General features: G+C 63.1%; 12 protein-coding genes. 6 read left to right on the top strand and 6 right to left on the bottom strand.

Annotated features, from left to right (window positions below):
- The first annotated feature begins 113 nt into the window (after positions 1-113).
- Both NB231_RS10115 and NB231_RS10110 read left to right on the top strand, forming a co-directional pair.
- Positions 114-1,340, top strand: coding sequence for an ATP-grasp domain-containing protein (locus NB231_RS10115; RefSeq protein WP_005002414.1), 1,227 nt, complete (start codon positions 114-116; stop codon positions 1,338-1,340).
- Positions 1,341-1,358: 18 nt separating this feature from the next.
- Positions 1,359-3,353 (top strand): hypothetical protein, encoded by a 1,995-nt coding sequence (locus NB231_RS10110; RefSeq protein WP_005002405.1) that lies wholly within the window; start codon positions 1,359-1,361, stop codon positions 3,351-3,353.
- Between the two features lie 214 nt (positions 3,354-3,567).
- On the opposite strand, the gene pcaF is transcribed toward NB231_RS10110, so the two are convergent.
- Genes pcaF through paaG form a run of 4 tightly spaced genes read right to left on the bottom strand, consistent with a single transcriptional unit; the run spans position 3,568 to position 7,540 of the window.
- Positions 3,568-4,776, bottom strand: a complete 1,209-nt coding sequence (gene pcaF, locus NB231_RS10105) for a 3-oxoadipyl-CoA thiolase (RefSeq protein ID WP_005002403.1) — start codon at positions 4,774-4,776, stop codon at positions 3,568-3,570.
- Positions 4,773-5,237 carry a hydroxyphenylacetyl-CoA thioesterase PaaI gene (gene paaI / locus NB231_RS10100; protein ID WP_005002402.1) on the bottom strand — a complete coding sequence of 155 codons (465 nt, stop codon included), beginning with the start codon at positions 5,235-5,237 and terminating at the stop codon, positions 4,773-4,775. The genes pcaF and paaI overlap by 4 nt, the downstream gene beginning before the upstream one ends.
- Positions 5,230-6,747, bottom strand: coding sequence for a 3-hydroxyacyl-CoA dehydrogenase PaaH (gene paaH / locus NB231_RS10095; protein ID WP_005002399.1), 1,518 nt, complete (start codon positions 6,745-6,747; stop codon positions 5,230-5,232). The genes paaI and paaH overlap by 8 nt, the downstream gene beginning before the upstream one ends.
- Before the next feature lies 1 nt (position 6,748).
- Positions 6,749-7,540 carry a 2-(1,2-epoxy-1,2-dihydrophenyl)acetyl-CoA isomerase PaaG gene (paaG, locus tag NB231_RS10090; RefSeq protein ID WP_005002397.1) on the bottom strand — a complete coding sequence of 264 codons (792 nt, stop codon included), beginning with the start codon at positions 7,538-7,540 and terminating at the stop codon, positions 6,749-6,751.
- A 305-nt stretch (positions 7,541-7,845) separates the two neighbouring features.
- On the opposite strand from paaG, the gene paaN reads away from it, so the two are divergent.
- The 4 genes from paaN to NB231_RS10070 all read left to right on the top strand — a co-directional run bounded on the left by paaN (position 7,846) and on the right by NB231_RS10070 (position 11,779).
- Positions 7,846-9,513: a phenylacetic acid degradation protein PaaN gene (paaN, locus tag NB231_RS10085; RefSeq protein ID WP_005002396.1), complete on the top strand. Its 1,668-nt coding sequence runs from the start codon at positions 7,846-7,848 to the stop codon at positions 9,511-9,513.
- Positions 9,514-9,571: 58 nt separating this feature from the next.
- Positions 9,572-10,351, top strand: a complete 780-nt coding sequence (locus tag NB231_RS10080) for an enoyl-CoA hydratase (protein ID WP_040662193.1) — start codon at positions 9,572-9,574, stop codon at positions 10,349-10,351.
- Positions 10,352-10,704: 353 nt separating this feature from the next.
- On the top strand, positions 10,705-11,526 hold the full coding sequence (gene modA, locus NB231_RS10075; RefSeq protein ID WP_156776976.1) for a molybdate ABC transporter substrate-binding protein: 822 nt from the start codon (positions 10,705-10,707) through the stop codon (positions 11,524-11,526).
- Between the two features lie 37 nt (positions 11,527-11,563).
- Complete coding sequence (locus NB231_RS10070) at positions 11,564-11,779, top strand: TOBE domain-containing protein (protein WP_005002391.1); 216 nt, start codon at positions 11,564-11,566, stop codon at positions 11,777-11,779.
- 49 nt (positions 11,780-11,828) lie between these two features.
- Here NB231_RS10070 and NB231_RS10065 read toward each other — a convergent pair whose 3' ends face one another.
- Both NB231_RS10065 and NB231_RS10060 read right to left on the bottom strand, forming a co-directional pair.
- Positions 11,829-12,707 carry a DMT family transporter gene (locus tag NB231_RS10065; protein WP_005002389.1) on the bottom strand — a complete coding sequence of 293 codons (879 nt, stop codon included), beginning with the start codon at positions 12,705-12,707 and terminating at the stop codon, positions 11,829-11,831.
- An 81-nt stretch (positions 12,708-12,788) separates the two neighbouring features.
- Positions 12,789-13,850 carry a L,D-transpeptidase family protein gene (locus tag NB231_RS10060; protein WP_005002388.1) on the bottom strand — a complete coding sequence of 354 codons (1,062 nt, stop codon included), beginning with the start codon at positions 13,848-13,850 and terminating at the stop codon, positions 12,789-12,791.
- Positions 13,851-13,949 lie beyond the last annotated feature (99 nt).

Genomic DNA, 13,949 nt, shown 5'->3' with positions numbered 1-13,949 from the left:
TAGTGTCCCACCCTATTTGGCACGCTATAAGCGCTAAATAGGGTGGGATATTACACTAGGGTGAAAGTAGGCGCGAAATTCGGTGCAAATCTCGCTGATAAGGAGGTCTGTTTATGGCTGAAATTGCCCCCAATACAAGTTATGTCGCAGTCCTTGGTTGGAGTTTGCGGGCGATCGAAGCGATCGATCGTTTCAACCGCAAATACGTTGTGGTCGCCCCGAGTTGGGCTGAGGAGTATGCCAAAGACAATGCGATACCCTATATTCCCTGGGAGTTCGAACGACTCAACGACCGTTCCATCGAGCTCTATGAGCGGCTCGCCGAAGAGGGGGTAGAGGTCGCGGTGCCGTTGTTCGAGGAGACGGTCGAGTGGGCCGGGGCGATCAATGCTCGGCTGCAAAACAAGCCGCGGCTGTTTCCGCAATCGCTGTTGTTTCGCGACAAATCGTTGATGAAGCGTCGGGCGCAATTGGCCGGCATCCGAGTCGGGGTCTTCGAGGAGGCGCATGATCGCGACGACGTCCGGCGTTTTCTTATGCGCGTCAACAAGGCCCTGCTCAAGCTCGACGGCGATCCCAACGATCCCATCCACATGAAGCCGTTCGACAAAGCCGGCACTTATGGCCACCGGGTGATCAAGACCAATGAGGACATCGACGCCATTAGCGACGATGAGTTTCCGTGTCTTCTAGAGAGCCATCTGGACGGTAAGGAGTTCGCTTGCGAGGTCTTCATTCACGAGGGCAAAATTCGCTTCCTAAACATCTCCGAATATGTCCACCTCGGCTATTCGGTGTTCATTCCGGCCTCGCCGGCGCTCGAAGAATGGCGACCCCAGATCCGCAAAGCCGTCGAGCACCTCATTCAGGCCTTCGAGATCGAGCACGGCCTGATTCACCCGGAGTTCTTCATCACCCATGACGGTAATCTGCATTTCGGCGAGGTGGCCTACCGGGTGCCGGGCGGCAATGCTTTCGAGCTGATCGAGCGGGCCTATGGCTTCAACGCCTATCAGGCCCAAGTGCTGGTCAGCGACCCCAAGGCGACCGAGGCGGAGATCCAGGCCTTTTTCCCCAGGGAAGTCGTGGACGCCAAAGGGTTTGCCGGCTGCTTCTTGGTATACCCGAAGCAGCGCGTGATCAGTGATATCGACATGCCCGACGCGGTCGAAAACGATCCTTATTACGAAAAACATGACCTGTTCATGCCGGCCAATCCGAAAGTTGCCGAGCGAGTCGCCTTCGGCAACCATTACGGCACGGTCTATTTCTTTGGTGACGATTCCGATCGAATGCGGGAGCTGTTACTCAAGCAGGAAGAGTATGATTTTTATCGTTAGCCGGCCGGGCGTATCGAGATGAGCGAAACGGGGTGCGATAAGGCTGAGCGCTTAGCGGCGCAGCTTGCCGAGGCGCTCGATCAGCTCGAGGCCGTCAAGCCATTTGCTAAGCTGAACTATCAGGGTCATATCTGCGATCTCACCCTGCGGTTGCTCAAAGAGCCGCAGGGGGTGCAATGGCTCTATGGGCAGGCGGCCCGTTTCGACCGCGCTGGCGTGTTCTACGGCGGTGATTGGGCTCACCCGGCCTCGCTGCAGCCGGCTCTAGTGTCGGCTTCGGTGCGCGGTCCGGCGCTTTCCGTGGCGATCGAATGCCTGAGCGAACTGCGGCTGCTCGCTATCGCGACCGGGCAGGCAGCCAGCGACAAAATTACGCCCGAGGGGGCACGCACGTTTCTCGAAGACGCTATCGCCCGGAATCTGGACCTGCTGTTTCCGTCGTCCAGCGAAGCGGCTCGCGCCGAGCGCACGCCGCTGCTGGAAGGTGTCCATCGGTTGTTCCGGTTCATTGCCGAGCGCCTTGGCGCGCAGGGGATTCTTGAGAGTACGGTCAGCGAGGCCATACGGATCCTCCAGCAACGCCCCATACTGGTGCACCGCGTCCGGGAGATGATCGATGCCGCCGCCCAGACGTTGGCCGGGGGTGGTAGCGACGCCATCTATGAGCAGGCCCGGCAGCTCACCAATGCCGTTCACGGCCCTTCGGCATTGAGCCGATCCGCGGCGTCGCTCGAGCGCTATCGGGAGGCACTGGCTGAGCTGGATGCTAGGGCTTTGGCGGAGGAAGCGCAGGCCTTCGCTCGCTCCATGCACGAGACTGGTTTGGTCAGCCCCCAGCACGCGGTACTGCTCGAGCATGTCTGTGCAAAGGGTAGTGGCGACGGGATCGCCCGGGTTCTGGGTCTCGACTCCGTGGGGCGGGACAGCTTGGATGTCTATGGTGAGCTCGTGCGTCGGCTCATCGCCAGCCTCGCCCATCCATTGCTCGCACAATCCATTTACGGCTTGGCCTGCATGCTCAACCGTGGGGTGCTCTTTTTCCCGCCGCTCGCCCCGGGGCTGTGGCGTTTGACGCGCCTGCAAATCGAGGCGGAGGTTGCGGCAGCGCTGCAGCGCTTGGTTGATGAGAGCCCCACGTTATCGGCCAATGCCGTGCTGTTGGCCGGCACCGTGAGCGTGCTGGGTCAACCGCTTGGCGTCGGCCAAGGCGACAATCCCACTTGTCAGTCGGCCCGGGCCATAAGTCTCTGGTCACAATGCGATCCGGGATTTCTGCTCGAGCTGATTACTTGGGCGGCGCGAGATAACGAAGTCGATATGCATTTCGAGGGGCAGCTGCTGCGCTCCAGCGAATTGCAGAGCGGGGGCGTGGCGGAGTTGCATACCGAGCTCGATCCGGCCTCGCTGGTGCTCGTGCCGCACCTCGACCGGATCTATTGGGAAATGGGGCGGCGCATCGCCGGGCGCGGCGAGGATGGGCACAAATGGATCAATCCGGAGTTCCATGGCTGGTGGGTCCAGCGCGGTTTTGCCACGGTGATTCAGTATTCGAGCGGTGATGTCATCGACTTCGAAGGCTTCATGCGGCTGTTCTACATCAGTTACCATCCCGCCTACAATGGCGCGCGCCAGCTTATCTATGCCCAGCCGGCGGGCATCGCGGCAACCGATAAAAACGGCCAATTCATCGGCTGGCATGCCGTATCGATCCAGCGGGTGACCGTGGATCAAGACGGCGAAGTGCGGGCTTACTTCTACAATCCCAATAATGACAGTGGTCAGGACTGGGGGCAGGGCATTGTCACCTCCACCGCTGGCCACGGTGAATTCCCCGGCGAATCATCCTTGCCGTTCAAGCAATTTGCGGCCCGGCTTTACGTCTTCCACTACAATTCTCGCGAGCTCGGTGATCCGGCGGCCGTACCGGCGGCCATTCTCGGCGAGATCGCCGCGCTGGCGCGCGCGAGCTGGGCACGCGGGGTCGGCTGGCACGAGCTCGTCTCCACCTCCTGAGCTAGGTAGTTTGCAGTGCTTCATTGCCCATAAGTCGAGCCCCTAGAACACCCTATTTCATACCGTTATTCCGGCGCAGACCGGAATCCAGTTCCCCTTTTGCGACAATCAAGATGGGTTCCGGCCTGCGCCGGGATGACGAAATTCGGGAGCTATTCGAGATTCCCGGATTCCCAACTCTGATCCCAATCGAAACCGATCGAACTGGCTGTCTTCACACCCGTTCGATGAGGATCGCGATCCCTTGGCCGACGCCGATGCACATCGTGCATAGGGCGTGGCGGGCGCCGCTGCGCTGTAATTGGTAGGCGGCGCTCGCTACCAGGCGTGCGCCGCTTGCGCCCAGCGGATGGCCCAAGGCGATCGCCCCACCGTTGGGATTAACATGCTCGGCGTCATCCGGTAGGCCGAGCTCGCGCAGCACCGCCAGCGCCTGGGCGGCGAATGCCTCGTTGAGCTCGATGAGCTCGATGTCCGCAAGCGGCAGGCCGCAGCGCGCCAGCAGCTTGTGGCTGGCCGGCACCGGTCCCATGCCCATGAGGCGCGGCGCCACTCCCGCCACCGCCATGCCAAGCACTCGCGCCCGCGGCGTGAGGCGGTAGCGCTCGAGCGCCGCCTCGGAGGCGAGCAGCAGTGCGCCCGCGCCGTCGTTGAGAGCCGAGGCGTTGCCGGCGGTAACCGTGCCCCGCGCCGCCCGAAACGGTGCCGGCAGTTTGGCAAGCGCCTCCAGGGTGGTATCGGGTCGCGGCTGCTCATCGGTGCCCACGCGCACGGGCGGGCCCTTGGGTCGAGGGGCGCAAACCGCCGTGATTTCCTCGGTCAGGCGACCCGAGTCCAAGGCGGCTTTCGCACGCTGCTGGCTGCGCAGGGCAAAGGCATCCTGGTCCGAGCGGCTGATTCGGAACGCTTCGGCGACATTCTCCGCCGTCTCGGGCATGGAGTCGATGCCGTAGCGCGCCTGCAGCAGCGGGTTGACGAAGCGCCAGCCAAGCGTCGTGTCATGGATCTGCGCCTGGCGTGAGAAGGCGCTTTCCGCCTTGGCGATGACGAACGGCGCCCGGGACATGGACTCCACGCCACCGGCGATCAGCAGTTCGGCCTCGCCGCAGCGAATGGCGCGTGCGGCGAGGCCGAGTGCGTCCATGCCGGAGCCGCAGAGGCGGTTGACGGTGGTACCGGGTACCGCCACCGGCAGACCGGCCAACAGGGCCGCCATACGCGCGACGTTGCGGTTGTCCTCGCCGGCCTGATTGGCGCAGCCGTAGATCACATCGTCCAGCGCATCCCAGTCGACCGTAGGATTGCGCTGCATGAGCGCTCGGATAGGGAGGCTGGCGAGATCATCGGTGCGCACCGTGGCGAGCGCGCCGCCGTAACGGCCGAACGGCGTGCGCAGCGCATCGACGATATAGGCCTCGTTCATCGCGCCACCTCCAACCCCGGTATCAATTGCTCCTTGAGCTGGTGCGATCGGCCACGGAACAAGGCGATCAGCTGCCCGGCCTGGTTTTCTACCCGGATATCGTAGACTCCCGTTCGACCTACGGCGGATTGCGCTTCGCCGCAGGCGATGAGCACATCGCCGAGCTTGGCGGGGGCAAGGAAATCGATGCTCGCGGCGGCGGCCACCGTGACGTGGTTGGTCGAGTTGCAAGCGAAGGCGAAGGTGGAATCGGCCAAGGCGAAGATGAGTCCGCCATGGCAGTTGCGATGGCCGTTGACCATATCCGCGCGCACTGGCATGGACAGCCGGGCGTAGCCGGGCCGTATCTCCTCGAGCACCATGCCGAGCACGCGCGATGCGAGATCGCCTCCCCACAGGGTCCTGGCACAGGCTTCAGCGACTTCCTGGGCGGGCAAGGCCTGTAGCGGAGGATCAGTCATGGAATCGGTTGCCTCCATAGCACTTGCGTCGCAGCAGTGGCGCCGGCCGGTAGCGATCCGCGCCATAGCACTCGCTGAGATGATCGAGTGCAGTGACCACTCGCGCAAGCCCGATGGTTTCGGCCCAAGTCAATGGGCCGCGCGGATAATTAACTCCGCCGCGCATGGCGGCGTCGCAGGCGGCGGCGGTACAAACACCTTGGCCGACCGTTTCGGCCGCAGTATTGGCGAGCATGCATACGGTGCGCAAGACGATGAGGCCGGGGCTGTCATCGATCACCGAGACGGTTTTGCCAAGCGCTTGAAAGACCCCGGCGGCGGCCGCGAGCGCCGTCGGCCCGGCCTGATCAGCGGCAGCGATGACCACACGAGCGGTCTGGGCGAAATCCAGCGCGAGGTCGAACAACACCAGCTCTGGCACGCCCTCTTCGGCAGCCCGCTGCGTGGCGCTGCGCCCGTCGGTGAGCGCAAGCGTCGTTTCCGGCAGGGCGATGAGTCCGGCTCCGGTGGTGCGCTGCACCGCGCTGGCTACCTCCGCCAAAGCCGCGGCCAGTGGCTCCGCCGGGCCGAGTTCGCCACGCACGACGATTCGCGTGGGCCGAGGGCCAGGCGGCGCCGCGTGCGGCGCCGGGCGTTCGGCGCCGGGTTGATAATCATAGAAGCCGTGACCGCTCTTGCGCCCGAGGCGTCCCCCGTCGAGCAATTCCTGCTGGATCAGCGAGGGGCGGTAGCGCGGATCCTGGAAATAGGCTTCGAACAGCGTGCGGGAGACGGCGAAGTTGATATCCTGACCGATCAGGTCCATCAGCTCGAACGGCCCCATGCGGAAGCCGCCGGCCTCCCGCAGCGCAGCGTCAATGGTGGCGACATCGGCGCCGCCCGTCTCCAGCAGCCGCAGTGCCTCGGCATAGTAGGGTCGGGCAATCCGGTTGACGATAAATCCCGGCGTCGAGCGGGCCCGAACCGATTGCTTGCCCCAGCTCGCTGCAGTCGCCTGAACGGTTTCAGCCACCCCATCGGCCGTGGCAAGTCCGCTCACCACTTCGACCAGCTTGAGAATGGGCGCTGGGTTGAAGAAGTGCATTCCGACCACGCGCTCGGGACACCGCAGGGTTGCGGCAAGAGCGGTGATGGACAGTGCCGAGGTGTTACTCGCCAAAATAGCCTGTTCGCTACAGATCCCCTCCAACTGCTCGAAGAGCCGGCGCTTGCTCGGCAACTCCTCGACGATGGCCTCGATGATCAGCGCGGCCGGGGCCAACTCCGCCAACTGTTCGATGGGCCGAATTCGTTCCATCAGCGTGGTCAGGGCCTTGCGGGTCAGTTTGCCGCGGTCGATGAGCCGCTCGAGTCCACCGCGGATGCGTTCGAGTCCCGCCGGTAGGGCCTCGGTTCGGATATCGAAGAGCAAAACCGGGTGTCCAGCTGCGGCTGCGACCTGAGCGATGCCCGCGCCCATGGTGCCGGCACCGACCACGCCGATGGTGGCGGTAGGTGGCAATGCCGCCATTTCAGTGCCCTAGGAAGCGCGGTTCGCGTTTGGCCATAAAGGCAGCCACGCCCTCGCGGTAGTCATCCGTGCGTCCGGCCTGGCGCTGTAAGTCGCGCTCGAGGTCGAGCTGTGTTGCCAGGCTGTTGTGCCAAGTGGCGTTGAGGGCCTGCTTGGTCAGGGCGAGGCCGCGCGTGGGTTGCGCGGCGAGATGCTGGGCGAGGCTTTGGGCTTCCTGCATCAGCTGCGCATCGTCCACGCATTTCCAGATCATGCCCCATTGCTCGGCCTGCTCCGCTGGCAGGCGTTCTCCCAACAATGCCAAGCCCATGGCCCGGGCGTGGCCGATCAGGCGAGGAAGATGCCAAGTGCCGCCGCTGTCGGGCACCAAACCAAGCTTGCAGAACGCCTGGATGAAGCTGGCCGAGCGTCCAGCGAGCACGATATCGCAGGCCAGTGCCAGATTGGCGCCGGCGCCGGCGGCAACGCCGTTGACGGCGCAGACCACTGGCATCTGCAGTGAGCGGAGGGTACGGATCAGTGGATTGTAATGCTGCTCGAGGGATGCGCCGAGGTCGGGGGCATGCTCGCCCGGGGCGATATCGCGCGCGTCGAGGTCCTGGCCCGCACAGAACGCGCGTCCGCGGCCGGTGATGAGCAGGCAGCGCACGGCCGCGTCACTCTCGATGCCGCGGAGAGCGTCGCGGAGCTCGGCATGCATTGCAGCGTTGCAGCTGTTCAGCCGCTGCGGTCGGTTCAAGGTCAGCGTGACCACACCGGCGGCGGTTGTCAATTCGATGGTCTGATAGCTCATGGCAGCAGCGTTCCTAAACGGCGTTTGCACTTCGACGCTGTCGCGGCGGGGTTCGACGGCATTGCGCTATTGCGGCCACACCGACGTGCCCTCCTGCGAGTATAGAAGCGTATCGGCGGCTCATGCCATAAGCCTGCGATGGGGCCTGTTGCGGCTGACGGCCGCCGCAGCGCACGGCGGGTTGGCCATGAGTGGGCAGTGTGCCGATGAGATACAAAAACGAATTGACACAAGACAAATACGTATCAATATTGCAAACAGGAGTTGAACTCCCGCCCGAGCGGGCGGCCAGTCGAGGAGGCGCCATGAGCCAGGAGTTTTTCACTAAGCATCGCGCCACTCTGGAGCAGGCCATCGAAATCACGCGCTGCCGCGATTATTGGAGCCCGTACCCCGAGGTTCCGAGCGGCAAAATCTATGGCGAGGCCGCCGCCGCTGCCGGCCAGGCGGCCTTCGAGGGCCGGCTGCACCAGCGTTTCGTGCTGCAGCAGCCGGGTAGCGTGGCCGATGTCGGCGACGAGGTCTCACCGTATGGTTTTGGCCTCGGCGTGCGCTATCCCAAGACCGAGCTCGATCAGCTCCTGCCGGCCATGCAGGCGTCTTTACCCGCCTGGCGTGACGCCGGTGCCGAGGCTCGTGCGGGCGTGTGCCTAGAGATCCTGGCGAGGCTGAACAAGCGCAGCTTCGAGATGGCACAGGCGGTTATGCACACCACCGGCCAGGGTTTCGTTATGGCCTTTCAAGCCGGCGCGACCCATGCCCAGGATCGGGGGTTGGAGGCCATCGCTTACGCCTACGAGGCGATGAGCCGGATCCCGCCGCACAGCCGCTGGATTAAGCCCCAGGGCAAGCACGAGCCGCTGCGCATGGACAAGACTTTTCATGTGGTTCCGCGCGGGCTGGCGTTGCTGATCGGGGTTTCGACTTTTCCGACCTGGAACGGTTATCCGGGCTTGTTCGCAAGCCTGGTGACCGGCAATCCGGTCATGGTCAAGCCGCATCCGGCAACCGTGCTGCCGTTGGCACTCACCGTAGAGGTGGCGCAGGAGGTGTTGGCGGAGGCCGGCTTCGACCCCTGGCTCGTTGCACTCGTGGCGGACAGCCGCGAGGCGCCGGTCACCAAGGAGCTGGCGCGGCGTCCCGAGATCCGTTTGATTGACTACACCGGGAGCACGGCCTTTGGCAACTGGCTGGAGGAGCACTGCCGCCAAGCCCAGCTCTATACGGAGAAGGCGGGCGTGAACTCGGTGATTGTCGACTCCACCGACAATCTGCAAGGCCTGGTGCATAATCTTGCTTTCTCGCTCAGCCTCTACTCGGGGCAGATGTGCACCACGCCGCAGAATATCTACGTACCGCGCGACGGGATCGAGACGGAGCAGGGCTGGCTCGGCGCCGATGAGTTCGCCCAGGCCATCGCCGAGGGCATCACACGGCTGCTCGCTGACGGTGAGCGGGCCGCCGAGTTGTTGGGCGCCCTTCAGTCCGAGAACACCGCCCGGCGCATCGCGGAAGCGGCGCGGCTCGGTGAGGTGGTGTTGGCCTCCGAGCCGCGGGGGCACCCACGGTTTGCGGATGCACGCGTACACACGCCGCTGCTGCTCAAGGTGGGCGCCGAACCGAGCGACCGCTACGATCGGGAATGGTTCGGCCCGATCGCCTTCGTCGTTGCCACCGAGTCCACTGACGAGAGCATCGAACGCTCGCGCGGGTCGGCTTTGGCACATGGGGCGATTACCTGGTCGGTCTACGCCACTGAGGCCGCCGTGCTGGAGCGCACGCAGCACGCCGCGCTGGAGGCTGGGGTGGCGCTGTCCTGCAATCTCACCGATGGTGTCTACGTCAATCAATCGGCCGCCTTCAGTGACTTCCACGCTACCGGCGCGAACCCGGCAGCCAATGCCTGTCTCTGTGATGCCGCCTTCGTCGCCAACCGCTTCCGCGTGGTGCAGACTCGGCGGCATGCGGTCTGATCCGGAGCAGACCGCCCGATTAAGCACACGTACCGGGCCGCGATGAAGAGGTATGCGCATGAGCTATCGATGCATTTTGATCGAATCTCGCGAGCGGGTGGCGCTCATTACGCTGAACCGGCCGGAGGCGCTGAACGCCTTGTCCGACGAGCTCATGGACGAACTCGGGACGGCCATCGCCGAGTTCGATGGCGACGATGGGATCGGCTGTCTCGTGATCACCGGCAGTGATAAGGCGTTTGCCGCCGGCGCCGATATCAAGGAGCTGCAAGCGCAGAACTTCTTTGACGTGTTCCGCCGCGATTTCCCCAGCGCCGCAGGCTGGAGCGCCGCGCGGCGGGCGCGCAAGCCCATCATCGCCGCGGTGGCCGGCTATGCGCTGGGCGGCGGTTGCGAGCTGGCGATGGCCTGTGATCTGATCATCGCCGCCGATACCGCGCGGTTCGGCCAGCCGGAGATCACCATCGGCACGATGCCCGGTGCCGGTGGTACGCAGCGATTGGCACGGGCGGTGGGCAAGTCGAAGGCTATGGAGTTGTGCCTGACCGGGCGGCTGATGGATGCCGCGGAGGCCGAGCGTGCCGGGCTAGTTTCCCGGGTCGTGCCGGCGGCCGAGCTATTGGCGGAGGCGCAACAGACGGCGGCCACCATCGCCTCGCATTCGCTGCCCATAACGATGATGATCAAGGAGGCCGTCAACGAGGCCTTCGAAACCGGGCTGCGGGAAGGGCTGCAATTGGAACGCCGGCTGTTTCAGTCCACCTTCGCTACCGAGGATCATAAGGAAGGCATGGCCGCCTTTGTGGCTAAACGCGCGCCGAAATTTAAGCATCGCTAAGCGGTGTGCCCTCGGCCCGAGCTACGGAAGCGTCCGTTTGGCGCGGATGCAGCTCCGTAGCGGACGGGCAATTGCATTCCCTTCACCCGTACTTCCGAGCCGATATCTTGCATAGGGCAAGGCGATGCCGGATCGGCACTTGTTACCAGCCAGCCGCTATGATTCGCGACCTCGCGAAGGGTCTCAGGCCGATCAACGTGGGTGACTGCGTTCGCTGCACCTAGCCGGGTGCTTGACATGGCGCTATGCAATATAGAATATAACGACGCTATGAATAATGGCACATAACGGTGGGGCGCAATGCGCCCGTGTTTCAGCACATCCCCCCGAACCTGACAACATGGGAGAACAATATGAGAGGCTTTTGGGGCCACCGGTTGAGGAACTGGGCGGGTGTGGTCCCCTGGGTGGTCGGCGTGATTTTACTCGGCCACGGTGCGGCCTGGGCCGGCGTGGCGAAAATCGCCGTGGCCTCCAACTTTCAGGCGCCCGCCAAGCAACTCGTCGCCGCATTCGAGCAGGAAACCGGTGACCGGATCAAGCTCAGCTTTGGTTCGACGGGCCTGTTCTACGCCCAGATTCGTCACGGCGCGCCGTTCGATGCCTTCTTCGCCGCCGATGTGGAGCGCCCGAGGCGCCTGGAGCAAGACGGTGCCATCGTGCCGGGCAGTCGCTTCACCTATGCCGAGGGCAAGCTCGTGCTGTGGAGTACAAAGCCGGACTATATGCTCGGCAATGGCAATGTGTTGCGCGAAGGTGGCTATGAGCACATCGCTCTCGCTAACCCAAAACTCGCCCCCTACGGCCTGGCCGCGCAGCAGACATTGCGGAAACTCGGCCTTTGGGAAACCCTGCAGCGGGGCGATCGGTTAGTGATGGGGCAGAACATCGGGCAGACGCACCAGTTGATCGCGAGTGGCAGTGTGTCGCTCGGCTTCATGGCGCTTTCGCAGATCCAGCGGCCCGGTCAGGCCGTGCAGGGCAGCTATTGGCCGGTGCCCTCCACATTCTATGAGCCCATCGTTCAGCAGGCCGTCTTGATTCAGGACATACCGGTGGCCCGAGCCTTCCTGGAGTTCATCCGTGGACCGCGGGCAGGCCAGATAATTCAATCCTACGGCTATGAGGTGCCTGCGGGCATAAACAAGCCGCATCGGGTGGTCGTCGCCGAGTAGGTTTATCAAAAGTAGACCTTAAAAAGGACAAACTGTCATGCAGATGAACATCAGCGCTCGGAATGCCCTCAAGGGTAAAGTCGTAGATGTCAACGTCGGAGCCGTCAACACGGAGGTCGTCATCGAGTTGCCGGGCGGTGATAAGGTCGTCTCCATCATCTCGAAGGATTCCGCCAACAAGCTCGGCCTAGCGCTGGGGAAAACCTGCTATGCCGTCATCAAAGCCTCCCATGTCATGGTGGCCGTCGATTAACGAACGTGTAGGGCTGTCGCCGGCCAACCCGAGAGTATGCTTCTCGCTACTAAACAGCGAGAAGGGTTACCCCTACCACCATAAGGGCGCCGGCGGTCAAGCGTCTGAGCAAGCCTTGCTCACCGAATAGCAGTGCGCCGTAGAGCATGCCGAAGAGGATGCTGGTGCGCTTAGCCGAGATCATATAAGCCGTCGCGACCTGCTCGAGCGCCATGAAGTGAGTGACGATCATGGCCGTGAACAGGCCACCGATCAATAGGTGAATCGCCGGTTTGCGCCCGAGCACGTGCAGTACCCGCGGCCGAGGGCTCGAGCAAGCGAACAAGACCAGGCTCAACAGGCCCAGCAAGACGAAGTAGATGGCCGCGAAGCTCCAAGGCGAGGCGTACTGCAGCTCGATCTTGCCGATCACCGAGGTTAATCCGTAAATAATCGCCACTGCGAGCATCATACGGGAGCCGCGCTCGTTCGCAATGGCGCGCAAAGGCTTGCTCAGGTGATCTCTCCCGGGTGTGCCGGAGGCCTCTAGATTGAGGAGGTAAGCACCGCTGACGACCAGGACGATACCGAGCAAGCCCTGTGTCGAAATCCGCTCGCCCAGCAGCAGATAACCCGCCAAGGTTGTGAATACGGGGGTAAACGCGAGATAAGGCAGGGTGAGCGAGAGCGGGCTGTCACGGATCGCCTGCATATAGAGCAGCATGGCGAGGATTTCCAGCGGCAAGGCCAGCGCAAGCCAACCCCAAAACGCCGGTGGTACCGCCGGCAGTGGGCTGAAATAAAGCAATGGCGCCAATAACAGCGCGGAATAGGCAAATCGCACCAGCACCATTTCGCGGGCACGGTAGCTGGGCAGGAATTTTTTCGAGCAGGCGTCCGCCGAAGCCAGGCTGAACGCGCTAAGTAAGGCGAGCGGGAGCCAAGCCATAGCGTGGTGGATTGGGGATCATCTCGACCCCGTGCTGTATTGGCTGCCGGCCTGGCCGGGTATCCTCGCGCCGGGTCCGGTTCATATGAGGGGCACTGGCTCGGGCACGCCCGAGAAGCGGCGCAACTGCAAATCGAATTCGCGGTGGGCGACAGTGTAGCCGGCGGCGTGAGCCGTGTGCTCCACTTCCTGGTGTAGTCGCGCGAGCATGGCCAGATGTCGCTCCCGGTTCATACTGGTGAAGTCATCCGCCTCAGGCGATGGCTGCACTTCGAGCCAAAGTTCACCTTGGTGCCAAGCGAGTTTGTAGGGCTGGTCGACGATATGCACCGGCGTTTTCCGGCTCACTCGAGCGAAAAAGCGGGCGATGTCCTCCGGGTAGAGCCGTATGCACCCGTGAGATACTCGCATTCCAACGCCATAGGGTTTATTGGTGCCGTGGATCAAATAGCCCGGAATACTTAGGAGTAGCACGTACTCGCCGAGCGGGTTGTTCGGGCCCGGCGGCACGATCCCAGGCAACTTTTCTCCTCGAGCGGCATGCTCGGCACGAATGGAGGCCGGCGGATACCAGGTCGGCTGCGGGATTTTTTCAACGACCGAGGCGCGGCCGAGTGGTGTGGCCCAGTCCTGCCGGCCGAGGCCGACCGGATGGGTAATGACCTGCCGAGCTTTACCCTTGGCGGCCGGCGGATAATAGTACAGCCTCAGCTCCGGGATATTTATGACGATGCCCTCTCGGGGGGCGCGGGGGAGAATGAATTTCCTGGGTATGAGCGCCCGCGTGCCGACACCGGGCATCCAGATATCGATCCCCGGATTCGCCAGAACGATATCCCAATAGCCCAGATCGAAACGCCGGCCGATATCGAGCAAAGTCTCGTCGGCACATACGCTTACTCGATGGGCCCGGCCGATCAGCGGGCTGCCGTCAGCAGCCAATTCGTATGTGGAAAAGGCATTGTCGGCTTGGGAGAAAGACGCCTCAGGCGCACCTTCATCCGCGCCGCTGCCGCGGCGTGAAGCGGCGCATGCGCTCGATTGATCCAAGGTGGCGACCAGCAGGCCACCAGCCACTCCGGCCAACCGGTACAGAAACTGCCGACGGCCTATATTGATATCGTCTTTGAACTTCAAGCCCATCAAGCGTAGTCAATACGTAACGGCGTGAATGGCTGCACGGTCAAGGCAACGCAACGGCGCTTTACCGCCCGCGCGCGACGGAGGGTTGCCGTGCGTCGT

It is taken from the genome of Nitrococcus mobilis Nb-231 (genome assembly GCF_000153205.1).
Lineage (GTDB): Bacteria > Pseudomonadota > Gammaproteobacteria > Nitrococcales > Nitrococcaceae > Nitrococcus > Nitrococcus mobilis.
The sequence above is the reverse complement of the archived record's forward strand: the minus strand, read 5'-3'. Positions and strand labels throughout refer to the sequence as shown.

What these genes read in the sequence shown, in the direction of transcription:
- NB231_RS10115 (WP_005002414.1), top strand. Translation starts at nt 114, where the DNA reads ATGGCTGAAATTGCCCCCAATACAAGTTATGTCGCAGTCCTTGGTTGG.
- NB231_RS10065 (WP_005002389.1), bottom strand. Translation starts at nt 12,707, where the DNA reads ATGGCTTGGCTCCCGCTCGCCTTACTTAGCGCGTTCAGCCTGGCTTCG.
- modA (WP_156776976.1), top strand. Translation starts at nt 10,705, where the DNA reads ATGAGAGGCTTTTGGGGCCACCGGTTGAGGAACTGGGCGGGTGTGGTC.
- NB231_RS10060 (WP_005002388.1), bottom strand. Translation starts at nt 13,850, where the DNA reads ATGGGCTTGAAGTTCAAAGACGATATCAATATAGGCCGTCGGCAGTTT.
- NB231_RS10070 (WP_005002391.1), top strand. Translation starts at nt 11,564, where the DNA reads ATGCAGATGAACATCAGCGCTCGGAATGCCCTCAAGGGTAAAGTCGTA.
- paaI (WP_005002402.1), bottom strand. Translation starts at nt 5,237, where the DNA reads ATGACTGATCCTCCGCTACAGGCCTTGCCCGCCCAGGAAGTCGCTGAA.
- paaG (WP_005002397.1), bottom strand. Translation starts at nt 7,540, where the DNA reads ATGAGCTATCAGACCATCGAATTGACAACCGCCGCCGGTGTGGTCACG.
- paaH (WP_005002399.1), bottom strand. Translation starts at nt 6,747, where the DNA reads ATGGCGGCATTGCCACCTACCGCCACCATCGGCGTGGTCGGTGCCGGC.
- pcaF (WP_005002403.1), bottom strand. Translation starts at nt 4,776, where the DNA reads ATGAACGAGGCCTATATCGTCGATGCGCTGCGCACGCCGTTCGGCCGT.
- paaN (WP_005002396.1), top strand. Translation starts at nt 7,846, where the DNA reads ATGAGCCAGGAGTTTTTCACTAAGCATCGCGCCACTCTGGAGCAGGCC.
- NB231_RS10080 (WP_040662193.1), top strand. Translation starts at nt 9,572, where the DNA reads ATGAGCTATCGATGCATTTTGATCGAATCTCGCGAGCGGGTGGCGCTC.
- NB231_RS10110 (WP_005002405.1), top strand. Translation starts at nt 1,359, where the DNA reads ATGAGCGAAACGGGGTGCGATAAGGCTGAGCGCTTAGCGGCGCAGCTT.